Source organism: Chryseomicrobium imtechense, assembly GCF_041475995.1.
GTDB classification, from domain to species: domain Bacteria; phylum Bacillota; class Bacilli; order Bacillales_A; family Planococcaceae; genus Chryseomicrobium; species Chryseomicrobium aureum.
In genome coordinates, this window is sequence record NZ_JBGOBM010000018.1 from 25,321 (window position 1) to 49,034 (window position 23,714).

The 23,714-nt window shown below is 41.5% G+C and carries 21 protein-coding genes; 3 read left to right on the forward strand and 18 right to left on the reverse strand.

The window, feature by feature from the left end:
- Positions 1–214: 214 nt before the first annotated feature.
- Together AB5N96_RS12735 and AB5N96_RS12740 are read right to left on the reverse strand one after the other, a co-directional pair.
- A complete protein-coding gene (locus tag AB5N96_RS12735; protein WP_239584738.1) occupies positions 215–2,344 on the reverse strand; it encodes an ATP-dependent Clp protease ATP-binding subunit in 2,130 nt (709 codons plus the stop codon).
- A 120-nt stretch (positions 2,345–2,464) separates the two neighbouring features.
- Positions 2,465–2,773, reverse strand: coding sequence for a metal-sulfur cluster assembly factor (locus AB5N96_RS12740; protein WP_204588872.1), 309 nt, complete (start codon positions 2,771–2,773; stop codon positions 2,465–2,467).
- Between the two features lie 111 nt (positions 2,774–2,884).
- On the opposite strand from AB5N96_RS12740, the gene AB5N96_RS12745 reads away from it, so the two are divergent.
- On the forward strand, positions 2,885–3,703 hold the full coding sequence (locus AB5N96_RS12745) for a Cof-type HAD-IIB family hydrolase (protein WP_499705700.1): 819 nt from the start codon (positions 2,885–2,887) through the stop codon (positions 3,701–3,703).
- 10 nt (positions 3,704–3,713) lie between these two features.
- Positions 3,714–4,565 carry a DegV family protein gene (locus tag AB5N96_RS12750; protein WP_204588870.1) on the forward strand — a complete coding sequence of 284 codons (852 nt, stop codon included), beginning with the start codon at positions 3,714–3,716 and terminating at the stop codon, positions 4,563–4,565.
- Positions 4,566–4,599: 34 nt separating this feature from the next.
- On the opposite strand, the gene AB5N96_RS12755 is transcribed toward AB5N96_RS12750, so the two are convergent.
- The 16 genes from AB5N96_RS12755 to ftsE form a co-directional block, all read right to left on the reverse strand.
- Positions 4,600–5,907 (reverse strand): alpha-amylase family glycosyl hydrolase, encoded by a 1,308-nt coding sequence (locus tag AB5N96_RS12755; protein ID WP_392456041.1) that lies wholly within the window; start codon positions 5,905–5,907, stop codon positions 4,600–4,602.
- 123 nt (positions 5,908–6,030) lie between these two features.
- Positions 6,031–6,405 (reverse strand): YisL family protein, encoded by a 375-nt coding sequence (locus AB5N96_RS12760; RefSeq protein ID WP_204588868.1) that lies wholly within the window; start codon positions 6,403–6,405, stop codon positions 6,031–6,033.
- Positions 6,406–6,419: 14 nt separating this feature from the next.
- Positions 6,420–7,316, reverse strand: coding sequence for a fumarylacetoacetate hydrolase family protein (locus AB5N96_RS12765; RefSeq protein WP_204588867.1), 897 nt, complete (start codon positions 7,314–7,316; stop codon positions 6,420–6,422).
- A 56-nt stretch (positions 7,317–7,372) separates the two neighbouring features.
- Complete coding sequence (locus AB5N96_RS12770; protein ID WP_499705701.1) at positions 7,373–8,530, reverse strand: DUF418 domain-containing protein; 1,158 nt, start codon at positions 8,528–8,530, stop codon at positions 7,373–7,375.
- Positions 8,531–8,544: 14 nt separating this feature from the next.
- Complete coding sequence (addA, locus tag AB5N96_RS12775; protein ID WP_499705702.1) at positions 8,545–12,138, reverse strand: helicase-exonuclease AddAB subunit AddA; 3,594 nt, start codon at positions 12,136–12,138, stop codon at positions 8,545–8,547.
- Positions 12,135–15,596: a helicase-exonuclease AddAB subunit AddB gene (gene addB / locus AB5N96_RS12780; protein ID WP_499705703.1), complete on the reverse strand. Its 3,462-nt coding sequence runs from the start codon at positions 15,594–15,596 to the stop codon at positions 12,135–12,137. The genes addA and addB overlap by 4 nt, the downstream gene beginning before the upstream one ends.
- Positions 15,597–15,651: 55 nt before the next feature.
- Positions 15,652–16,155, reverse strand: coding sequence for a signal peptidase I (lepB, locus tag AB5N96_RS12785; protein WP_204588863.1), 504 nt, complete (start codon positions 16,153–16,155; stop codon positions 15,652–15,654).
- Complete coding sequence (locus tag AB5N96_RS12790; RefSeq protein ID WP_392456032.1) at positions 16,136–16,783, reverse strand: TVP38/TMEM64 family protein; 648 nt, start codon at positions 16,781–16,783, stop codon at positions 16,136–16,138. The genes lepB and AB5N96_RS12790 overlap by 20 nt, the downstream gene beginning before the upstream one ends.
- 75 nt (positions 16,784–16,858) lie before the next feature.
- Entirely contained in the window at positions 16,859–17,125 is a 267-nt protein-coding gene (locus tag AB5N96_RS12795) for a CsbA family protein (RefSeq protein ID WP_204588861.1), read from the reverse strand.
- The gene (locus AB5N96_RS12800; RefSeq protein ID WP_499705704.1) at positions 17,122–18,297 is read right to left on the reverse strand and encodes a PDZ domain-containing protein; all 1,176 of its coding nucleotides are present in this window, start codon (positions 18,295–18,297) and stop codon (positions 17,122–17,124) included. Before AB5N96_RS12800 ends, AB5N96_RS12795 begins: the two co-directional genes overlap by 4 nt.
- A gap of 115 nt (positions 18,298–18,412) precedes the next feature.
- Positions 18,413–18,580 carry a lipoprotein gene (locus tag AB5N96_RS12805; RefSeq protein WP_499705705.1) on the reverse strand — a complete coding sequence of 56 codons (168 nt, stop codon included), beginning with the start codon at positions 18,578–18,580 and terminating at the stop codon, positions 18,413–18,415.
- Positions 18,581–18,629: 49 nt separating this feature from the next.
- Positions 18,630–19,196, reverse strand: a complete 567-nt coding sequence (locus AB5N96_RS12810; RefSeq protein WP_392456026.1) for a TlpA family protein disulfide reductase — start codon at positions 19,194–19,196, stop codon at positions 18,630–18,632.
- Positions 19,193–19,798 carry a hypothetical protein gene (locus AB5N96_RS12815; protein ID WP_499705706.1) on the reverse strand — a complete coding sequence of 202 codons (606 nt, stop codon included), beginning with the start codon at positions 19,796–19,798 and terminating at the stop codon, positions 19,193–19,195. Before AB5N96_RS12815 ends, AB5N96_RS12810 begins: the two co-directional genes overlap by 4 nt.
- Before the next feature lie 66 nt (positions 19,799–19,864).
- Entirely contained in the window at positions 19,865–21,208 is a 1,344-nt protein-coding gene (locus AB5N96_RS12820; RefSeq protein ID WP_499705707.1) for a murein hydrolase activator EnvC family protein, read from the reverse strand.
- 38 nt (positions 21,209–21,246) lie between these two features.
- A complete protein-coding gene (gene ftsX / locus AB5N96_RS12825; protein WP_204588856.1) occupies positions 21,247–22,134 on the reverse strand; it encodes a permease-like cell division protein FtsX in 888 nt (295 codons plus the stop codon).
- Positions 22,124–22,810 (reverse strand): cell division ATP-binding protein FtsE, encoded by a 687-nt coding sequence (ftsE, locus tag AB5N96_RS12830; protein ID WP_204588855.1) that lies wholly within the window; start codon positions 22,808–22,810, stop codon positions 22,124–22,126. The genes ftsX and ftsE overlap by 11 nt, the downstream gene beginning before the upstream one ends.
- A 509-nt stretch (positions 22,811–23,319) precedes the next feature.
- On the opposite strand from ftsE, the gene tnpA reads away from it, so the two are divergent.
- A complete protein-coding gene (gene tnpA, locus AB5N96_RS12835; protein ID WP_094944451.1) occupies positions 23,320–23,625 on the forward strand; it encodes an IS66 family insertion sequence element accessory protein TnpA in 306 nt (101 codons plus the stop codon).
- Positions 23,626–23,714: the final 89 nt, after the last annotated feature.

Consider the following 23,714-nt stretch of genomic DNA (forward strand, 5'->3'; position numbering starts at 1 on the left):
TCTTGGTTTTAATCAGGAGAAGATACTGTTTTTTTATCTCTTATATTAGAGCTTAGAATGATCGTTCAATGAGCGTGCAGGGGGAGCGTTCCGCGGGCGCGGGCTGAGCCAAGGTCTCAGCTTCCGCTTTTAATCCCGCTGGAGTCACCCCTACACTCTTTAGTTGAATTGTAGACTTACACTAAATCTGAAAATCAGTTCTTCATTCACAATTTTAAACAGAAAGTTGAAGCTGACCATCTTCAATTGACAGTTTGATTGTTTGGCCTGGTACTACTTCTGCACGGATGAGCTGTTTGGCTACTTGAGTCTCTATATTGCGCTGTATAAATCGTTTCAGTGGTCTTGCCCCGTACGCAGCATCTACCCCTTGTTCAACAATCCACTTATAAACAGAATCATCGACTTCCAGCTCAATTTCTTGTTGATGGAGTTTTACAGCGAGTTCTTTCATATATTTAGCTGCAATTTTCTCAAAGTGCTCATTGCCAAGAGCATGGAACATCACAATATCATCCATCCGATTTAACAGTTCCGGTTTAAAGTGTTGGCGAAGTGCTTGCATGACCAAATCGTGATGATGTTGATCCACATCGGTTTTTGTTTCAATTAAATAAGAGGAACCAATGTTCGACGTCAAGATAACAATTGTGTTCGAAAAATCGACGAGACGTCCTTGGCTATCGGTGATACGGCCATCGTCTAAAATCTGGAGTAGAATATTCGCTACATCAGGATGAGCTTTTTCTATTTCGTCAAGTAACACGACGGAATAAGGATTTCTTCGAACAGCTTCTGTTAACTGCCCCCCTTCTTCGTATCCGATATAGCCAGGAGGCGCTCCCACTAATCTTGATACGCTATGCTTCTCCATATACTCTGACATGTCAATTCGAATGAAATGTTGTTCCGAATCAAATAATTGTGCAGCGAGCGTTTTGGCTAACTCTGTCTTTCCAACGCCAGTTGGCCCTAAGAACAAGAAAGATCCAATTGGTTTGTGCGCATCTTTAATTCCTGCACGCGCACGGAGAACAGATTCTGAAACGTACTGAATGGCTTGTTCCTGCCCTACAACGCGTTCAGCTAAGATTTCTTCTAACCGTAATAACTTCTCGCGTTCTCCTTCGACAAGTTTTGTGACGGGGATTCCTGTCCATCTTGCTACAATTGAAGCAATTTCTTCTTCGGTTACTTCTTCACGTAGTATGCGTCCTTCAACTGGAGTAGCTTGTTCAAGTGCCGCTACTTCTTTTTCAGCTTCTGGAATTTTCCCATGACGCAGTTCCGCGGCCTTTGTTAGATCGTATGCCGATTCTGCCTCCTCAAGCTCCCTACGCAAGCGGTCCAATGCCTCTCTTTTGCCTTGAACTGCTTTTAATTCTGCCTTTTCGCTTTCCCACTGATTTCTCATTTCCGATGAAGAGGATTCAAGTGCATTTAATTCTTGGCGTAAATTCTGTAGTCTCTTTTGGCTAGCGACATCTTTTTCTTTCATCAATGCTTGTTCTTCAATTTGAAGTTGCATGATTTTACGCGTCACTTCATCGAGTTCTTGTGGCATTGAATCAATTTCTGTTCGAATCATTGCACAGGCTTCGTCAATTAAATCAATCGCTTTATCTGGCATGAAGCGATCCGTAATATAACGATTCGATAACTCTGCAGCTGCTACAATCGCACGATCATGAATGCGCACACCATGATGCAGTTCAAAACGTTCTTTTAACCCACGAAGAATAGAGATGGCATCTTCCACAGTTGGCTCTTTCACTAGAACTTGCTGGAATCTACGCTCTAATGCAGGATCTTTTTCAATGTAAAGTCTGTACTCATCTAGCGTTGTTGCTCCTATACAGTGAAGCTCCCCTCTAGCAAGCATGGGCTTTAACATGTTCCCTGCATCCATCGCACCGTCTGTCTTGCCAGCCCCGACTATCGTATGGAGTTCGTCGATAAAAAGTAAAATAGAGCCTTCGCTATCTTTAACTTGTTTTAAGACAGACTTTAAGCGTTCTTCAAATTCACCTCGGTACTTTGCACCAGCAATTAATGCAGACATGTCGAGTTCATAGATTTCTTTGTCCTTCAATCCTTCAGGTACATCTTTTTTAACAATTCGTTGGGCAAGTCCTTCTACAATCGCTGTTTTCCCTACTCCTGGTTCCCCTATGAGAACTGGATTGTTTTTTGTTTTCCGAGAAAGAATTCGAATCACGTTCCGAATTTCTTGATCGCGGCCAATCACTGGATCCATTTTTCCTTCCTTGGCGTAGCTGACCAAGTTTCTTCCAAACTGCTCTAAAGGTGTTTTGTCATCTGACGGCATTTGATTCATTTGCATCGTAAGTTCCTCCTGACTTTGACCTTCTTTGACTAATTTGATTATACAAACTGATTCGACACCTTGTAAAGTAAAATGCTGTAAACAAAAAAACTCGACAACTGTCGAGTTTTGAGTAATTTAGCGAATGCCTAATGCAATTTTAGCGTAGCGTGACATGTGATCACGTGACCAGGGTGGATTGAACGTAATATTTACATCTGTTTCTTTTACCTCAGGTAACTGACCAAGAGCAGTTTTAACCTGATCAACAATCATCGGCCCCATCGGACAGCCAATTGACGTCAACGTCATCGTTACTACAGCCAATCCTTCTTCAGACAAGTCAACATCGTATACTAAACCAAGGTTGACGATATCAATTCCAAGCTCCGGATCGATGACTTCTTCAAGAGCACTCATCATACTATCTTTCATATCTTGATCCATTTTAATTCCCACCTTTCCGTTACTTGTAGTGTATCAAATGAACTTTACAATTGCCACCTTTGACGCTGTTTCGTGAGAAGAGTACACTAGTGTGTAGGGAGAGGTGAAAGTATGGAAAAACATTTGATCATACTAGATCTGGATGGAACACTATTAACAGATGAGAAAGTGATTTCACCACGCACAAAAGAAACACTTAGAAAAGCAAAAGAAGCTGGGCACGAAATTATGATTGCGACGGGGCGCCCATTCCGTGCAACAGGTATGTATTATAAAGAGCTTGGTTTGACTACACCGGTTGTAAACTTCAACGGAGCGTATGTCCATCACCCACTATCTTCTAGCTGGCAAACACGACACGAACCAATCAATTTAAAAGTTGTCAAAGAGGTCGTTGATGCGGTTGAGGATTACGAAGTGAAAAACTTGCTAGCAGAAGTATTAGATGATGTGTATTTGCATCAACATGATGAAAAAATCATGAATGCATTTGCATGGGGAGACCCGAAGTTTACGACGGGTGACCTACGTAAATACCTGACGCAAGATCCAACAAGTATGCTGATTCATGCAGATGAGCAACATGTTGAATCGATTCGAAAACACCTTCGTGACGTTCATGCAGAAGTGATCGACCACAGACGCTGGGGCGCACCTTGGCATGTTATTGAAATCGTCAAAAGTGGGTTGAATAAGGCTGTAGGCATTCAACCTGTGGCTGAACACTTAAATATTCCAAAGAGCCGTATTATTGCTTTTGGAGATGAAGACAATGATTTGGAAATGATTGAGTACGCTGGAACTGGTGTTGCAATGGGCAATGCCATCAATCCTTTAAAATCAATTGCAAATGAAATCATCGGCACAAACAATGAAGATGGTATAGGGATTTATTTAGAAGAGCGTTTGAGTTTAAAACTACATGTATAGGAGGAATACAATGAAAATTTACGCGGATAGTGCTACTGATCTTCCTTTAGCCTACTTCCAACAAGCGGACGTGGACTTGTTCCCACTCCGTGTACATATCGAAGGAAACGATTATGAAGATATCCTAGGAATCCAAGCAAAAGAAGTGTATGACAAAATTCGTGAGGGCCACCAACCTAAAACCTCTCAAGTGTCCCCTGAAACGTTTTTACAAGAGTTTGAATCGTTAGCAAAGCGTGGAGAACAAGGAGTCTATGTTGCATTCTCATCTGAACTATCTGGAACGTATAATACTGCGGTAATGATGCGTGATCAAGTGCAAGAGAGTTATCCTGACTTCCAATTTGCTGTTGTCGATTCAAAATGTGCTTCACTTGGCTATGGAATGCTTGTTAAAAAAGCTGTCACTCTTCGTGAAAGAGGGCTTTCTGTTTCAGAAATCGAACAGCAACTTCTTGACACAATTTCAACAATCGAGCACTTCTTTACAGTAGAAGATTTAGATTATATGGCACGTGGAGGACGCGTTTCTAAGACGAGCGCATTTGTAGGGGGGCTATTAAACATCAAGCCTGTCCTACATGTCGAAGATGGAAAGTTGATTCCGATTGAGAAGATTCGCGGTCGCAAAAAAGTAATCAAACGACTCGGGGAGTTAGTCGGTGAAAACGGAAGTGAGTTAGCAAAGCAAACCGTGCATATCTCACACGGTGACGATGAAACTGCTGCCAATGAATTAAAATCACTGCTTGAAGAAACATACGGAGTAAAAGATTTTGAGATTCAGATGATTGGCTCCGCTATCGGTGCCCATGTTGGACCGGGTGCTTTATCTGTATTCTTCTACAATAAATTGACGTAAAAAAACCGGAGGGCCAAAGTGGCTCTCCGGTTTTTTAGTTCTGTTGTGCACGTTTTTGCTTCCCTTTTCTCCAAACAAGGTAAATAAAACCTAAGAACAAAGCATAAGCAATTGCCATAGCAATAATATAAGCCGTATTTAACCCTGAATTTTCTTTCACATGGTAGAGTTCAACTAATTCACGGTCAATCGTCAAGCGATACTCTCCATTATCTGCTTGACGCACCACGTCACGCCCAAATAGACCACGCAACTCCTTATCGACTCCCACAATTTCTTCTGAAGCAGCAAATGTTTTCGTGCCACTCGTATTATTGATGACTACGATAAAAGCCTCATTCTCTGTAGAGCGCTTAAAAACTAAGTATCCATCCTCTTCTTGCAACAATTCGAAATCACCACGCTGAAGGGCTTCCGATTGGTTGCGAATGGTTTGTAAGTCCTCGATAAATAGCATGATATCTTCATCAACACGGAAGTTCATGATTTGGTGACTAGATTCTTGTGAATCACCGTTCATGGCAATTTCTGTTCCATATGTCATTACAGGTACTCCTGGCAATGTAAGAAGCGCTCCCATAGCTACCATAATACGTGTAGGGGGGAACATGTTTTCTTCAGTACTGAAGTAAGTAAAGCGTTCCGTTACTAAAGTATCCAATGTTAGTATGTCTGATTCAGTAAAATTGATCAGGCCACTCATCGGTTGGTCGACTGTTTTGAACGCTTGTTGAAATGCAGTAGTCGTATCAGATGAATAGTTTGCATCGAGTTCGAGATCAGTTTCTTCTAAACTGATGACATCACGTTCATCTGTATTGATTGCAGCGACAAATTGTTCAACTTCCGGTGTGATGGTTGCAGGGATGTTTGTCAGTTTCACCCCGTCAATAGGGAACCTTTCAACAAACGCTTGCATCTCTTGAAGGTTTTCAGGCGTTGCATCACCAATGGGTAAGTCGATCATAAGCTTCATATCTTTTGCGTGTAATTCGTCTAGTAAATCTACAAATTCTTCTTCTGTTCCGTATCGAGACTCGATTGAAGAATAGCTACTAATCTCAGAGCCATCATACTTTTCGGTTTCAAAGATGGGACCTATAGATATGTAGGTAAATCCCATGTCTTGAATGTGTGCGAGACGATCACGAATTCCGAGAAAATCTCCCCCCGCAAACGCTTGCGGGTCTTGTGTATTGACGTCTATGTCGTTGTTAGACGTTTGGTTAAAGTAGCGGTCAACGAGTAAGTCATAGATACTTTCCTGTTGCAATGAAGCAAATGCAGGTGTAGGTATGCTTAGCAGTAAGACGGCTACTACTAGTAATGGTATGCGTTTCATTCGGCTACTTCCTCCTTCATCTTTCTTTATTGTACCAGAGCAAAAGAGAAATTCACCTGCTACAATCTGAAGATTATGTGACCAACAAAAAACCACCCGACCGAAGTCGAGTGGTGAAATGGATTACGCTAAGAAATTGAATCCCATTGGAAGCTTGAATCCTAAGAATAGAGCTACGAATAAGAACACAAGCATCAATACAACAAATAATGTAGATGGCTGGCCCTTTTTCTTTTTCACAAGCGCCATCTCCATCATACCGATGACCAACACGCCTGCTAAAAATTTAAACCCGTACAGCATGCCCATTCCAAAGCCCATACCCTCAATGAAAAGAGCAAGTCCTGTAAGAATTACTAAAATATAATCTACACGTAAAATCATATGTACGATTTTCGTGTTCTTTGCAGCTGCTGGCATGAGGTAAGCGATGAAGAAAAGAGCAATTGCCAACACCCAAGTCGTGATGTGTAAATGAATTGATGCTAAAAAGTCCATGTCGTTCCTCCTAATTATTCAATATGTGTGACGAGCGTACCGATACCTTCTACGGAAACTTTAACCATATCACCAGACGCTAAAAACTTTGGTGGATCGAATCCTTTTCCAACACCTGCAGGAGTTCCTGTTAAAATAATATCTCCAGGTTCGAGCTCCACAACCGCGCTCAATTTTGAAACAATTTGTTCAATCGAGTAGACCATAGTCGATGTTTTTCCATTTTGACGAATTTCATCGTTTACTTTCGTCACAATTGTCAGTTCATGTGGGTTTGGAAGTTCATCTTTTGTCACTACGTAAGGACCCAGTGGACAGCTTCCTGCAAGACTTTTCCCTAAGAAATATTGTTGGTGATTCTTTTGAAGGTCACGTGCGGTAATATCGTTGCCGATTGTATAACCAAAGATTGCATCAAAGGCCATACGTTCTGGAATGGACTTCCCACCTTTTCCGATGACAATGGCAAGTTCCCCTTCATAATCTAACTGACTCGTCACGTCAGTGTGTAGAGAAATTGTTGCCTCATCTCCGACAATAGCTGTTGGAGATTTTGTGAAAACTACAAAATCAATCGCCTCTCCACCCATTTCTTTTGCATGATCTGCATAGTTTTTACCGATAGCAAAAATGTTTTTAGGTGTTCGTGGAATCGGCGACAACCATTCAATATCCGTAAACTCATGCTTGAATGTACCTGCTTCGTCACTTATCTCAGCTAGTTTTACTAACTTATTGATTTGCTCGACGAAGTCCATGCCCGTTGCCGTTCCCTCTGCAAGAGTAGCAGGAAAATCTGTAAATTTACCAAAGTGCTCATTGATCTTTTGAACATCCCATACGGCTTCTTGCTTTTTCACTTTCGGTCCAAACTTCTCATGCTGTTGATAGCGATAGGATAATAGTTTCATAAGACAGCTCCTTTTCCCTTTAACTACAGTCTATTATAGTTCGACTAAAATTTCATCTATTTGTTGCGTGGGTACGTCAAAGTCCGCCAAATTTTCTCCAGCGGCCCTTGTTTTGCACGTGACAACCAAAGTTCTGCAAAAATCACACAGAGTGCATAGATACCAAGAGCAATCCACGTACCTGCTACTACGTCTACCTGTCCATAGAAACCAAGCCCATACGAATAGAAGAATGTTGTGGCAAGAATTGACATTAAAATATAGATAGATAGAGACATGCGTCCCGCCGTTTCAAACGGTCGGAAAGCTATAAATGATGTGAACTTAGCAGCCAGTGCCAAAAACAGAAATGCGTATCCAATCGCTTGTATGGGTCCTCCAAATGAATCTTGAATCATTGCTGTCAAGATATTGCCTTCTGTAAAATACGGCACCCATTTCGTAACGGTACCTACTGTGGCAATACTCACCCCAATTAGGATACTTCTCACCGGATTGACACGAATAAAGCCTATCAGATTCCCTTTAGCTGCTGCAGACCCAAGCATCATCAACGGAAGAATCGTAAAGAGCATCCACAATAAGAACAATCCACCTTGATTCATAAACATCCAGTCCGCTAAGCGCTGCGAGAAAGCTTCTGCATAGTTTCCTGAACCATAAGCCAGAATGGACGCCTCAATCCCTTGCACCGAGTTATACATTGCTAGTGCATTCGCATCAAGACGTGTCACTAAGAACAAAAGACCTGTGATTGCGATGTTCGGAATCATATAAAACAATAGAGCTAATCCAAACAACCATTTTGCAGACAGCCGTAACATAAATAACAAAACAAAACCACTTGCTGCATACGTAATTAATATATCCCCAGCCCATAACAAGAGGACATGAAGAATTCCAAATAACAGGAGCACGCCCATTCGTTTTAAACCGAATGAAACAAACTTGTCTTGCATTCGCTCAAATTGTAGAGCCAGACCGAACCCAAACAACATCGCAAAGAGTGGATAAAAACTGCCTTGTACCCATATATCAATCCACTGATACATCACTTTATCTTGGGGCACAGTGTACCAGTTAAATGGATCGAAATAGATATAGGGTGAATGGAAGAATAACATGTTCACGATGAGGATTCCCAATAAAGAAAACCCCCGTAACTGATCGATTTCTCGAAATCTTTCTTTAGATGTAACCGGTTGAAATTGCACGATTCTCATTCCTCCTAAATGTCGACTATCTCTCTATATGTGACGCTGTATATACGTTTAGAAGCTAGCTTGATTGCTAATATATCTTCTAAAGCATTGCCGTAAATCGTCATCTGCACAGAGTAACGATTCCGAAGTTCTTGTGCGATATTGTCTGGTTGATTTCTCAGTTCAACTAGCGCATCCGTTTTAAAATCAATCAAGTGCCAGTTGTCATTTTTATCTTGGAAGAACAGGTCAATGACCCCTTGGATGATTTGATGATTTCCCGCGTCATCTTGGTAGGCATAAGTAAACGGTTGCTCTCGGTAGTACTGTTTGGCAGCCAGCAACTCTTGCATCAACTCACTCTGCAAGAATGCATCAATATCTTTCACTCGTACAAGTTGTTTTTCTTCTTCCGTCAAGATTTCTCGTTGTACAAGTTCATTCAAGAAGTTTGGAATGTTTACGCTCTGAGAAATCGGAATATGTTGAAAAACACTATGATAAATCGTTCCACGAGAGGTAGCAGAAATACTAGATCCTCGTTCCATAAACGATGGAACTTCCCACTCTTCTTCTTGGAATGCACTTGGTGGACTTGCAAAAAAGTCTTCATTACTTGCTTCATAGAGCTGCACTCGTTTTAACTCACTAACTGTCTGTTTTGCCGCTTTTTTTGTAGCTACTTCAAACGGATAAGGTTCCAGATAGAAGTTTGGTAGAGACGCATTTTGCACACTCATTTGATCAAATTGCTTCACTTGTTCAAATTCCGCAACTTCTTTTTCTTCCATTATTTCGAGCTCGAAGTGAAATACTCCAGGCAACGGCTTGATTGCACTCGGTAAGAGACCGAGGAGCTGTTGAAACTCGGGAAGTCGCATCCAAGCTGGTCCTAACCAGTCCCAATAACTCTTGGCATTACTCCGCATGAATGGAGGGATAGGTGCAGTGGCAGGGACGTAACTTGCAGTGCCCCACTTCTCAACCGCTGCATCAACATCTGGAACAGTCAATACCATGAAAAGCTTCTCGCGTGCACGTGTCATTGCTACATACAAAATCCGCATTTCTTCCGCATTTGCCTGTAATTCTTTCGTTTCTTTTAATGCGTTATACGGCAAGGAATGGTAGGCAATTCGTAAATCAGGATCGATGGCTTTCACAGCAATTCCATAGTGTTGATCGAATAAGTAGTTTTCATTGAAATCCATTCGGTTGAAACCACGTGCCATTCCAGGTAAGAACACGTATGGGAATTCTAACCCTTTAGAGGCATGGATTGTCATAATTCGAACTACATTCTCCCGATCACTAATCGCCTTTGCCTCTCCCACATCATCTCCACGACTTCGAATTCGTTCGATAAAGCGAAGGAATCGAAAAACACCGCGGTATGATGTCTTTTCAAATTGCTCTGCTTGGTCAAGGAACAGATGGAGGTTAGATACACGCTGACTTCCGTTTGGCATTGTTGCCACTTGTTCAAGCAAATAAACATCTTGATAAATCGACCAGATCAAATCACTTAGTGGACCTGATTGGCTTTTCTTTTGCCATGCATTCAGCAGCACTACGAAATGCTGTACTTTTTCTCGCGTTGCTTGTGGCAGTCCTTGAAGAGCGTGACGATTCATAATCAAGTCATAATAGGAACATTTTTTATCAAAAGTCCGAAGTGTTGCTAGTTCCTCATCGTTCAACCCAATCATAGGAGAACGGAGTACGGCAACAAGGGGGATATCTTGCATAGGATTATCAATCACTTTTAACAGTTCCATCAGCCAGATGACCTCAAGGGCATCATAAAACCCTGTTTTCATCTCTACGTAAAGAGGAATGTGGTGTTTCTTAAATACGTCACTAAAGTCACCGGTCCACGTCATCGAGCGCATCAATACAACAAAATCCCGGTATTCGGCAAGTCTTGTTTTACCTGTCCAAGGGTCGGTCACTTCAGCTCCTGATGCGAGAAGTGTCTGAATTTTCGTGGCCACCCATTCGGCCTCAGCTCGCGCTTTTGACAGGTCCTCACCTTCTACATCTTTTTGCAAAATGTGGACGTCAATCGCTACATCAGAGTCAGGGTAAGGAGCTCCAGGCTTTAGGGAAGCATCTTCATCATAAGCAATTTCTCCAACATCTTCTCCCATGATTTGTTCAAAGATATAGTTGATTCCGCTCAGTACTTGTTTGCGGCTGCGGAAGTTAGCATTTAAATCGATTGCCTCTCCACTTTGAGTTGTCGTTTTATAGTCTTGGTACTTTCCGAGGAACAGCATAGGTTCCGCTAGACGGAAGCGATAAATAGATTGCTTCACATCTCCCACCATAAATAAGTTTCCTGTTGCATCATCCCCACTTTTTACGCGCTGAATGATACTTTCTTGCAAGAGGTTTATATCTTGATACTCGTCTACAAGTACTTCTTTAAACTTTCGGCGATAGCTCAGTGCAATGTCAGAAGGTGCCCTCTCGTCCGACAGAATTGCAAAGGCTTTATGCTCGAGGTCAGAGAAATCTAATAGGCTACGCTCTGCTTTTTTCTCTTCGTACCGAGCGGAAAACTCGTTGACACGTGAGACCAATGTTTCAATAATTGGATGCATGAAGCGAATCTCGTCAAGTAATCTTTCCGGTCGCCGCATAAAATAATCTTCTTTAATGTCCACTAGTTGCGTCTTGTACTGATTACGAATGGCTTGTGCTTGTTGTTTGACGTCTTCATCATGGTCCCCTCTAACAGCTTTAGCTGTTGGCCATTTGAAGTGTGAAAAGAAATCATATAAGTCTTGCCAAGTGCCACTCGTCACACACTCTTCGGCTGCAGAGAGAAGCTGACGGTCGAGTGCTGCAGTCTGCTCGAGTGCATCAAGACCACTACCTGAACGCGCGAGAGATTCCATTAATTGAACTTGAGAAAGCGCAGTTTGCACCCGATACAAAATCGATTTCTTTACTTGTTCCGTATACGGAAGGTCATCTACTGCCGTTGTTTTTGTTAATGCATATTGAGCAGTTACTCGACTTAACCAGTCATCTGGATTTGGGTGAACACGTGCGTATTTATAGAGTTGTCGAATTAAATGCTCTAGCGCGAGATCTGAGCGGTCTGATGAAAATGAATCCGCAAGGCGGTACATTCGCTCTTGGTCCATTTCATATGCTTCTTCAATGATTTCTTCTAATGCATCTTCTTGAAGGAGTGCTGCTTCATTTTCATTTGCTAAGCGAAATCCTGGATCGATATCGAGGAGGTACCCATGCTGACGAATCACTTGTAAACAAAACGAATGCAGTGTCGAAATGGATGCTTTATTCAGTAAATGCAGTTGTTTGCGCAAATGTTTAGAATCCGGGTCTTCTAATAATGCTTTTTCAAGGGCATCTCCTAATCGGTGACGCATTTCTGCAGCTGCTGCATTTGTGAATGTCACAACAAGCAGCTCATCGACATTCACTGGGTCATTTTTTCGAATGATTTTTTCAATTAAACGGCGAATAAGTACTGCTGTTTTCCCGGATCCTGCAGCAGCAGAGACGAGTGTATCGGAACCGTGTTGCCAAATGGCTTGCCACTGGGCATCTGTCCACGTTTCCGTCTGTGGTTTTTCAGGTATCATGTCGGTTCCACCTCTGTCTTGATTTTATCGAGTAGTATCTCTGGTTTTTCAACGACCAATTTACGAATAGGTTGCTGTGGATTTTGAGGATCGATTTGGCAGATGCTGCGATATGCACAAAACTGACATGGCATTTTGTCTCTTAATTTATATGGCAGTACGCGTGCATCCCCAGCAAGCATTCCTCCTCCTGCTTGCCGATGACGTTTTCGGATAAATTCGCCTGTCTTTTTCAACTCCTCAGGCGGCACAACTTTTGATGTAACGCCATACGAGCCGTCTCGTTTCACATGAACTGGAACAATATCGGAATGCCCTTTCAGTTCATCATCCATCGCTTCGAGTACGTCCCATTCTGTCGTCAACAGGCCATCCATTTTGTAGGATTTTAATTTCAAATCCTCAATTTTTTGTTCAGGGAGCTCTTCTTTTGTTTGGTGTGTAGGTTCATGCAAGTGCAAATATAAGACGCCCCCGGGTTGTGCAGGGCTGTCTAACCATTCGGACGAAAAATGAGTGGCGACATCTAAATACGTAAGCATCTGCAAAGAAAGACCGTGATACACTTCATTTAAATCAAGTCCTTTTTTGGATGATTTGTAATCAATGACGCGAATGTAGTTTTGGTCATGAATCGTCGCTGCATCAATCCGATCAATTCGCCCTCGCAATTCCATTGTTGAGTTGTTGGCGAGTTGCAATTTCAATGGCGGCAACTGTTCTCCGAGTCCAAATCCGACCTCGATAGCAACCGGATGAAACTTCGACCGCGTAGCATGCTGACGCATTGCATTTAATGTAGAAGATACGATTCGAGTCAACTTACGCGTGATGTATTGATACCGGTTCGTACTGAGTAGCAATTGATTGAAAAATAAAGGGACGATATGAGCAATAGCTTTACTAGCAAGTTCTGTAGACTGTTTTTGTGTTAAATCACTCCAAGCAATCGAGTGCTCGGTTGTATAATCGGATATCCATTTTAACGCTGCATGGAAAAGGTCTCCCATGGCAGGGGCTTCTAATTTAAAAACATCTCGCCCCTTCAGTTCTAGGCCATACGCTGCAAATTGCTTGAATGGGCAACTGTAATACGTTTCAACACGTGATACACTGCCCTTAATTGTTGAAGTATACAAATTAGTAGCTGCTTGTCGTGAAATTTTTTCTGTTCCTGGCTTTCGCTCGAGCGGTTTTTCAATATGCTCGACAACCGATTGCCAATAAGGGTCATCAAGCAAAAAACGTTCAACACCCTGCCAGTAAATTGGAAGTGGAAAACCTTGGTGCTGTTCATATTTTTTTAAACCGAACCCTATTAATGCACTACGTGGATGGTTGATGAGATGAGGCGTGTCACCATCAAAATCTTTTAAAGCTATTGTTTGTGTTAGTGATTCAGAGAACAAGCTTGCTAAGCGCTTCACATAGATAGAAGGTAACAACGCTTTTCCTTCTGAATCCGCTAGCACATAGCTGATTGAAACGTGATGGCTGGCTGTTGTAAGTACTTTATAAAGAACATAATTTTCTTCTAATAACTGTTCTTTAGTAGTAGGTGCAAGTTCGAGTCCTGTTGATGCTAAAAAGTTTCGGTCCTCATCAGTCAGTAAGCCTTCGTTATCGATTCTCTTAGGAAACGTTCCATCATTCATCCCTAATACAAACAGTGCTTTGATTCCTAAAAATCTCGCTGTGTCTGCTTGACCAATAATGACTTGATCGATACTCGGTGGGATTTTAGAAAAGCATAATTGATCAAAGCCTTCCTCTAAAATCGCAGATGCATCTTCTGGTGTAATGGATTGATGGCGGAACATCAATTCAAATTGTTCGAGAACATGCGTCCATTCTTTCCATACTTGTCGGTGTTCTACAGCTTCATCTTGCAAAGATTGTTGTTCCGCTTGTTGTTGCAGAACTGACAGCTTTTGAGGGACCGCAGCAGTTTGAATGGCGGTGACTAAGGCATTCGCAAACTCAAGTGCAGATGTACAAGAATTTAAAGTCTCTGCAAATGGACGAACGACAGCAAGAATCCGGTCTCGAGTTGCTTTCAATTCTTGTTCACTTGCGCGTTCTTCATCAGTTTGTGGCGACTTAAAATACTCCATTCCTCGTATACGTTTGACATGCCACCAGCTATCCGTCCACCATCTGTCTCCTCTGATGCCTCTTTCTAAAACAAAGTTTTCCAAACGATAAACACGCGTTCTCCAGGTGTCATCATTAGGTACTATAAGACCCGTTTTGATGGCGCGGAACATCGCTTCATACGAGAAATTGGTCTGATGGATTGCAAATAACGCTTTACTAAGTTCAATCAACGGATGGTCTAGCATCGGTCTTTTTTCATTGCTAAAGTGTGGAATATCTACTTGAGACAAACTGGTCTTCAGCAGTTGCTCGTATGTTTGTGCATCTCTATGAACGATGGCAATATCTTTGTAGCGATAGCCTTTTTCAAATACTAAATGACGTATTTTTGCTGCTACCGCGTGTACCTCTACTCGAGGGTTGGTAGCTTCAATTACTGTGATTCCTTCTGTATCTGAACTAGTAGCAGGTCGCAATTGATCAAACTGCGCTTCTGCATGACGAAGGCCATTCGTTTGTAGCCTGTGCTGATTAATAAGATGAAGATCTGGATGCACTGGTACATCTTGTTCAAAAGCCAGTTTCTCTATCTTCGCAAGGGTAGTCGCCGGTGCATGAAAAAGACTATCTTCGTCTAGCGCTTCGTGACGTGCATGCAGAGGTAGAGCAATATGTACTTCTTTAGCATGGCACATGAGCTTCTCTACTATGGAAAGCTCAATTGGTGTAAACGCAGTAAATGAATCAATATAAAATTCACTTTCTGCAATCAAAGATGATTTCGGAATTTGTTCAATCAATCGGCGCAGGTGTCCTTCGCCATCGATGTATTCAGTTCCCAGACGCGCTTCAAGCTCTTGTGTAATTGTCATCAAGTCTTGTGCTTTTTGTTGCAGTGGAACGAGCGCACCTTGTTCCTGCAACCTTTTCAGACTCGCATTTAACGTTTCAGGCGTAATGGTATATCTACTGATTTCTTTTAGCATTGTCTCCATTTGATCAGTAAACCCGCGCTTACTTGCAGCGCGTGAAAAAAGCAAGAACTTGTCTTTGTGTGTTCGCAGCAAACTCCTAATGAGCATGCGGTAGCCAACACCATTTACTTCCTCACGGGTGATTCCACCTGTTTCTTGCAAAACACGCCATGCCAGTCGTTTAAAGGTTGTAACTTGGCTTCTAATCAATCCTCGTTGCCCTAGATGTCGTGCTAAATGCCATTCTGCAGTAAATGACATCTGATCCGGCACGAGGTAAAAGAGTGGGTCTCCTAGTGATTGTGTTTTTGTCTTAGCAACAAGCTCATTCATAATTGTCGTTGTCTTGCCACTACCTGTTCGTCCTGTAATAAAGCGTAGTCCCATACAAGCACCTCCTAAAAAGAACCTTTGTTTCTATTGTAGCAAAGAAACAAAGGTTCTAATAATGTAGCCATGATAAATGTGAAACTGGATAGTAAACAAGTTTTACTTCGCCTACAATATCATCTTTTGTAAATACTCCTAATACACGACTGTCAAGGCTCCTCTTCCGGTTATCTCCAAGTACAAAATAAGATTGGTCGTCGAGCTCCACTTGAAAATCATCAACTTCATAGTCTTGCTCATAAATATAAGACTCCACTAGTCTCTCTCCATTTATCAGAAGTTGGTTGTTTTTAAATTCAATCGTATCAGTAGGTATACCCACAACTCGCTTAACGATTTCTTGGTCGTCCCTATTTTTCAAAATCACCAGATCTCCTCGATTGATGGGAGTTACAAGACTGACCACCACTTGATCTTTAGAGTGAAGTGTCGGAAGCATGGAATCCCCTTCGATATGGTACGTCGTGACGACAAACGAACGTATAAATACAATGAGCGCCACACCTATGATAAGTGCAAGACCCCACTCTTTGAGCTCATCTTTCCACGTTCTCATGAACCCGTTCACCTGCTCTCTGTTTGGCAATCTCACGAAAGTCCTCTTCCACTTTTTTATCAAGACGCTTTTCAAAATACTTGCCCACGCCCCATAGAAGTACGATGACTACAGCAACAATTGCAGTTCGTACGGGCTCAGTAACTAATGCACGAATATCTGACCCAATAAAACTTACAATGAAAATCATAATGAATTTCCCTAAAATAACAGCCGTCAAGTATGTGGATTTTCTAATATTAGATAGACCTGCCACGACATTGACGATAGCAGAAGGAGTAAAAGGAAAACAAAGAAGCAAAAACAATGGACCAAATCCGTTTCGCTCCACCCAGTGAATTAAACGAGAAATCCGTTTGTGGCGCGTAATAAATTTTAAAATACGAGCTCTACCGAACCTACGCACAAACAAAAATACAATATAGGCACCAAGAACAGATCCCACCCAAGATAAAATAAAACCAAGTAATAAGCCATATGCCGTGACATTTGCTACTATGAATACGACCAATGGCAAGAAAGGCAAAAATGCTTCTAACATCGGTAACAAAATCCCTATTAGCGGTCCAAATGTTTTATATGTATTCATGATTTCTTCTAATGTCTCTAAATTCGCCCATTCGTTCATAAACTGCATCACCTTCTTTTGACTAGTATTGCCGTTTCAGATGCTGCTAAAACATTGTTCACAAAAACGACTCTATCACTTAGACAGAGTCGTTTCGTCTTGTGAATTTTGTTTTTTCATCATACGAGTTGCGTACCAAAATCCGATTGTCATAGATGCCGCATCCACGATGTAATGAATCCATTCTCTTGTATAACCTGCAATAACAGATGCTGTGAATAGTGCAATCGTAATTACAAGTGCTACCCACTTATTGAAAGTTATGCGCGTAAATAAAACAACCAACAGTCCAGGTACGAACAGTGCTAACAACAACTGGGTACCTTGGCTTAAATCATTCATGATGTCGGCCTTGCTATCATCAAACCTAGTCGATGATGATCATGCCTGAACAAAACATGTTGTTTCAAGCGAAGTTCATTATTGTGATCGAGAACTTCAAGACGGCAATGTGCTGCATTAATTTGTATTGCTTCATAAAGTTGTTGTTCATTGAATACACGTTGTCCGTTCACTTTCATAATTCGTTCTCCAATCTCGAGGCCCATCTTGTCAGCTGGAGACCCTTGTAAAACTCCTGCGATTTGAATGCCTTCAGCTACTGGAGCTACCTTGTAGTACCCTGTGTTTTGTGCATGATAGCTCCGACTATCCAAATACATACGAAGAACAAAAGCAAGTACCAGTGCAACCACACCAATCCAAGCTACAAATATTCCCGAAATGGATAGGATGACTATTCCGATTCCTAGATACAGAATTTCTTTTGCTCGTTTTGGAATAGATTCAGCAACATAACTAGATTTTGTGAGTTGTTGAAAGCCAATCACTAGTGGGAACGCCACAAGTGCAAATGAAGTTTCACCGAATTCGACTAACGGCCAAAATGTTTGATAAGTCCCAAACCAGTCACCGGGAATTAAAAAAATCACAGGCACTAACCAGATTTGTTTTGTTTTGTATTGCACAGCTGAACCACCACGTTTTGTACGTACCGCTTGTGGTGAGATGATTTTTAAGCCTTGCTTCTTCAACACAATGCCTTCTATCACTAGAAGTAATCCGACTAATACACCAATTGACCAAAGTTGCTCGACGGAAAAGTTTGAGGCAGAAAACGTAAATGGCCCCGCATATAATGTATAAGATAGTTGATAAATGATAAACCAAATAACAACAGCTACAGGAATTATGTAAGCTGCAGAGAGCACTTGAAATTGAAAACTTACCAGTGCAACAAGTGCGACAACTGCAAGTAGAAGTAAAAACTCAGGATAATAGAGAACGCCGACAGCAAATAATAGTGCTGATGCTAAAATACCAAGCCATGCGCCTGAGAAAATCCCTTTCAGTTCTGTCCAACCTGGGCTTAATCGTGTTCGATAATCTCGTCTCTCTCGTTTCACACGGAAGTATCCAGCGGCAACGGCTGCTGCTAGTGCTAAGTAGAAAACAGGATGAACAAAGAATTGTCCGATATTCCACAGTATTTCAATGACTAATTGTTGATCCATCGTATCCCTCCCAGCGGTTACTTTCTATTTTAGCAAAGCAACCATAAGAAAAGTATACTTTTATTGAGATTGAGAAAAGTAATCAAGTGCTAATCGAATTGCTTCATCATTGTTTTCAGCAAGTAGCTGTATTATCTGAAACATCATAAAGGCTGTGACGTTTAATTAGCTCACGAACATCTTGTAGGAGAGTTGGTGAATCGCGAACGGCAGGTTGGTCATTGGTTACATCACAAGCAGTAAGTAGGATTACACTACTGATTACTAGTAGAAACCGTTTCAAAAAAAGCCTCCTCATCGTACTATACGAGAGGAGGATTCTGATTATTCGTTTATGGCGTAGAACTAATCAACTGTTCCATCATTGCTTCATCCATTGGCCCAACAATTTTATGTTGTATCCGGCCATCTGTTCCAATAATATAACTGGTCGGAATCGTAATCGCTTCATAAGCATCGCCAACATCACCTGTTTCATCTAGTGGTATAGAAAATGTTAATTCGTAATCTCTTACAAACTGCTCGATTTTATCAATACCACTGTCTTTACTAGTAAGATTTACCGCAACTATTTCGACTTCATCCCCATACTGTTCATGAAATTTTTGCATGTGCGGCATCTCTGCCTTACAGGGTGGGCACCATGTCGCCCAGAAGTTTAAAATTACCTTTTTCCCCTTCAACTCACTTAATGTGATTTGTTTTTCGTCAAGTGTCTGTAGCGTAAACTGAGGAGGTATATCCCCTTTTTGTAATGTAGAGTTTGGACTAGTAGCCATATCCGTCCCTAGTTGTTCATTATTTAATGAGTCTACTGTATCTGCGTTTTCTTGTGCAAATGAATAAGTTGCCATTCCAATCAAAACAGCAAGCCCTAGTAATGCAATGATTTTTTTCACGTTGCTACCACCTTTTTAGTTGAAAATCGGATAAAGACTTCTATTCCTATACCTACGCCAATTAACAGAAATGTATACGGCTGAAATACCCCTAGGGGTTGGAAAAATGTACTAAAAAAAAGAAGGACGGCTACTCCTAGCAGTAATCTTTGATTTCCTATCCATGTGAGAACCAGTGCACTAAGTGCAGTTGCAAGTATAAAAATCTCAAGTGCTGGATTATTTTCGTTAAGTAGCACCATAAAGAACAGATAATAACTACTCATCAGTAAAGGAAATGTACGATAGTTTTTTGGTTCTAAATAGTTCGCTTTAAAAAGTACATATAATGCGGCGATAGTCCCCATCCCCACTCCTACGTAGCCTCCATTAAAGTAGAGTATGCTTAGTGGCTGATTGAGTACTGTTTGGAAATCGGTAACAATTACGCTCAGCTTCCATACAAGTATAAAAGCAAGTGACGCATCTATAAAAATACTAGTCAGTTGTTTATCAAAACGTAAATAAAGAGTTATTGCCACAGCGACAATCGAGATGAAAAAAGCAAGCCATGAAGATGGCATCGTCAATGAATAGATAATGTACCAATCTGTAATAGTCACACTATTCCTCCTACCTACACTTATCGTAAAGAAAAAAGCAGCTCACGTAAAGTGAACTGCTTTTCATCACATTGGAATATAGCGAAGTGGATTCACTGAGTTTGCAGCCATACCATTCCAGCCACCAACATGAATTTCGAAGTGCAAGTGAGGTCCCGTTGAGTTCCCAGTGTTCCCTAAAGTACCAATCTGTTGACCTTTTCCTACAGATTGTCCAACGGATGCACCAATAGAGTCTAAGTGAGCGTATAAAGATGTAAATGTTTGGCCATCAATATTATGCGTAACCATTACAACATTTCCGTACGTGCTAAATGGAGCTGCATAGCTGACTACTCCAGCAGCTGCTGAAACAACTGGTGTACCGATGCTGTTGGCAAAGTCTACACCATAATGCATGCGTCCAGTGCCATAAATAGGATGTACTCGGTATCCATAACCAGATGTAAGGCGTCCATTTACTGGTTTCGTCCAAGCTCCAGCTGACACTGCTGGCGCTGATACTGCTGGTGCTGTGTTACTAGATCCACCACCTGAATTTGCATTACGTGCTGCAGCTTCTTCGCGTGCTTTACGTTCAGCTGCTTCTTTACGGCGTTGTTCTTCAGCTTGTTGGCGAGCAATTTCTGCAATACGTTGCTGCTCGGCTACAATTTTATTTTTTGTTTCTTCACTTAAATTCGCAATTTCTTCATAATCTGTTTCCATAGCTTGTTGCTCATTTTTTAGCTTGTTTTGCTCTTCTTCAAGCTGGTCTAACAAATCGTTCATTTGCGCTTTTTGACCGTCTAGAGATTCTTTCAGTTTTAACAATTCCGCTTTTTGATCTTCTTGCTGCTGTAGTTTTTGTTCAACCAAAGCTTTTTCTTCTTCTAGTTGTTTTTTATCAGCTGCTTGATCACGAATGATTTGTCGGTCAGCTTCCATTAATGTATTAACAGCTGAGAAGCGGTCGATGAAATCAATAAATGAATTTGCTCCAAGCAGAACGTCCACGTAATTTACGGATCCCCCACTCAATTGAACCGCACGAATTCGATCGCGCAGAAGTGCATCACGCTCTTCGATTTTCTTTTCAAGTTCAACGATAGAAGCTCGCAGGTCTGCAATTTCGTTTTGTGTCACTTCAATTTCAGCGAGAACTTCCTCAATCTTTTTTTCTGTTTCTACAATTTCATTACTTAGCTTTTGGACTTTGTCCTCAATTGTTGAAATTTCGCTCGCTTTTTCTTGAATCTCTCCCTTTTTCTGTTCAATTGAAGAGTTCAATTCATTTTTCTGTTGCTCTAATTCTTGTTGTTGCTCTTTTAGTTCATCTAAATTTGCAGCGGAAACCGTTCCACTTGTAAATAGTAAGGTGGCAGCTGTAAGCCATGTTGCCATTTTCACTTTCCGTGACGTTGTCGACATGCGTTCATTTTCCCCTTTCTTTCACTGGTACGTTTTCTCTATACTTTTAAAAACTTACGAACAGACATAAAGCTTCCCCAAATACCAATCATAATTCCCATGACAAGAATCAAGCCATTCACTTGCAGTAAAAATGGCATTGGTGGAAGGAGTGTAATCAGTTCACTTTGCGCAAGTCTTGGTTGAAGCTCATTGTAAATTGCGTAGTAGGCTGTTGTTACAAGTGTCATCGGCAACAAAGCTCCCATAATTCCTAGCCACATCCCTTCGAACACAAAAGGAATGCGAATGAACCAGTTGGTTGCTCCAACTAATTTCATGATTTCAATATCACGGCGTCGTGCAACAATTGTGATGCGGATCGTATTCGAGATTAAGAACATTGCTGTAAATAGCAACCCTAAAATTAATACAAGTCCAACATTTCGACTAACGTCTAGTACCGCAAATAATCGTTCAATTTTTCCTTTACCGAACTCAACTCGTGAGACTTGATCCAATCGTTCAATTCGAGTAGCTACTGCTGCTGTTTCGGTTGGCGTTGCTGCTTTTACATAAAATACATCATGTAATGGATTGTCTTGTTCAAACAACTGAAGATCATTCCCGAAATCTTGTGCAAGCTTTACAAGCTCGTCTTCTTTCGTGGAGTAAACCACTTCTTTAACACCTAATGTATCAGCTATCTGTTGTTCTAGTTCCGTAATCTGTTGATCTTCTGCTGTAAGTTCTACAAACACTTTCATTTCAACATCATTTTCTAGATCGTCTGCTAGTTTGTTTAAGTTCATCATGATAACGACGAACACACCTACTAGGAGTAGTGTAACGGTTACAGCGCTTACAGAAGCAAATGTCATCCATCCGTTTCGTGCAATGCTTCGAAAACTTTCTTTCACGTGACGGCCGAATGTTCTAAATTTCATACCCGTAGTCTCCTTCTGCTTCATCTCGGGCAATCATTCCGCCTTCAACTGCAATGACACGGTGTTTGAGTGTGTTTACAATTTCTTTGTTGTGGGTAGCCATAATAATGGTCGTTCCCCGAGAATTAATTTCTTTGAAGATATTCATAATCTCCCAGGATGTATCCGGATCTAAGTTTCCGGTAGGCTCATCGGCAATGACAAGCTTTGGCCTGTTGACGATGGAGCGCGCAATTGAAATCCGTTGCTGTTCTCCACCTGACAATTCAGTAGGAAACATTCTAGCTTTATGCTTAAGTCCAACGAGGTCTAATACTTCCATAACTCGTTTGCGAATCACCTTTGGACTTTCTTCTATTACTTCTAATGCAAATGCAACATTTTCATACACATTCATACGAGGGAGTAATTTAAAGTCTTGGAAGACGACGCCAATCTGACGCCTTAAAAGAGGCACTTTCTTCGACTTTATTTTTGCTAAGTTGATGCCATTGATAATTATGTCACCACTTGTAGGCTTTTCCTCTCGGTACATCATTTTGATAAATGTAGATTTTCCCGCGCCACTTGGTCCAACTACATATACAAACTCTCCTTGTTTAATGTCTACTGTAATCCCGTTCGCTGCCACGATACCATTTGGATACTTCTTATAGACATCTTTCATTTGGATCATATTTCTAACCACCTATTTTGTATACTTCGTTAAGCGCAACAGGTTCATTATAACATCGAAAAAAAGTTTTAATGTTACAGGTATATTTCATTTTGCTAAAAAAGCGATGAAAGAGGTTTATCTTTTACCATGAAAAAAAGAGCTGATTTAGTTCAGCTCTTCAGTAGATTTTTTAGATTGCTTTGCAAAAATTTCTGCATCTACTATTAAGTGAGTGTAGTGCAGGGGCTGACTCCAGTGGGATTCAAGTCGGAACGTGAGACCCCACAGGAGCCTGCGACGAGGAGGCTCACGCCGCGCCTTCGGAAAGCAGCCCGGGAATGGAACCCAACTTTTCAAGCGTGGCGTTCTCCACATCTAGAGTAATCGAGTTGCGCCTCCGAATGGAATCGAGTTGCGAACGCCAGAAACACGCTCCGGAATCGTAAGCGTCAAATAGTGCACACATTCTAATAGAAGAAAATTCATGAGATACTCCTCCCACAAATGAAATTTGGGAGGTTTTTTCTTTGAAAAGAAAAGAGAAAGAAGCGTATTGGTTGGCGATGATCGAAGAATATCGTGCTAGTGGTTTGTCCCTGGTCGAATGGTGTGAAACAAGTGGTATTGCACTTCACAATATGAAATATTGGCTACGAAAACAGTCCCCAATCAATCGAGAATCTACTGAGGAGACCAGTTGGGTCTCCTGTGTCGTCGAAGAACCAAAAGAAAACTCAATTTCTTTGAGAATAAATCAAGTTGATATCGAGGTGACGAGTGGCTACGATGAGACACTTCTATTACAAGTGATCCGGACGCTGCGCTTGGTATGATGAATGGTCGCACTGTCGAGCGCGTCTATCTAGCAGCGGGTCCAACAGACCTTCGCAAATCGATTGACGGACTTGCTGTCATCGTCCAG

Coding starts and splice junctions, on each gene's coding strand:
- AB5N96_RS12735 (WP_239584738.1), bottom strand. CDS start 2,344: ATGCAAATGAATCAAATGCCGTCAGATGACAAAACACCTTTAGAGCAG.
- AB5N96_RS12740 (WP_204588872.1), bottom strand. CDS start 2,773: ATGGATCAAGATATGAAAGATAGTATGATGAGTGCTCTTGAAGAAGTC.
- AB5N96_RS12745 (WP_499705700.1), top strand. CDS start 2,885: ATGGAAAAACATTTGATCATACTAGATCTGGATGGAACACTATTAACA.
- AB5N96_RS12750 (WP_204588870.1), top strand. CDS start 3,714: ATGAAAATTTACGCGGATAGTGCTACTGATCTTCCTTTAGCCTACTTC.
- AB5N96_RS12755 (WP_392456041.1), bottom strand. CDS start 5,907: ATGAAACGCATACCATTACTAGTAGTAGCCGTCTTACTGCTAAGCATA.
- AB5N96_RS12760 (WP_204588868.1), bottom strand. CDS start 6,405: ATGGACTTTTTAGCATCAATTCATTTACACATCACGACTTGGGTGTTG.
- AB5N96_RS12765 (WP_204588867.1), bottom strand. CDS start 7,316: ATGAAACTATTATCCTATCGCTATCAACAGCATGAGAAGTTTGGACCG.
- addA (WP_499705702.1), bottom strand. CDS start 12,138: ATGATACCTGAAAAACCACAGACGGAAACGTGGACAGATGCCCAGTGG.
- addB (WP_499705703.1), bottom strand. CDS start 15,596: ATGGGACTACGCTTTATTACAGGACGAACAGGTAGTGGCAAGACAACG.
- lepB (WP_204588863.1), bottom strand. CDS start 16,155: ATGAGAACGTGGAAAGATGAGCTCAAAGAGTGGGGTCTTGCACTTATC.
- AB5N96_RS12790 (WP_392456032.1), bottom strand. CDS start 16,783: ATGAACGAATGGGCGAATTTAGAGACATTAGAAGAAATCATGAATACA.
- AB5N96_RS12795 (WP_204588861.1), bottom strand. CDS start 17,125: ATGAATGATTTAAGCCAAGGTACCCAGTTGTTGTTAGCACTGTTCGTA.
- AB5N96_RS12800 (WP_499705704.1), bottom strand. CDS start 18,297: ATGGATCAACAATTAGTCATTGAAATACTGTGGAATATCGGACAATTC.
- AB5N96_RS12820 (WP_499705707.1), bottom strand. CDS start 21,208: ATGTCGACAACGTCACGGAAAGTGAAAATGGCAACATGGCTTACAGCT.
- ftsX (WP_204588856.1), bottom strand. CDS start 22,134: ATGAAATTTAGAACATTCGGCCGTCACGTGAAAGAAAGTTTTCGAAGC.
- ftsE (WP_204588855.1), bottom strand. CDS start 22,810: ATGATCCAAATGAAAGATGTCTATAAGAAGTATCCAAATGGTATCGTG.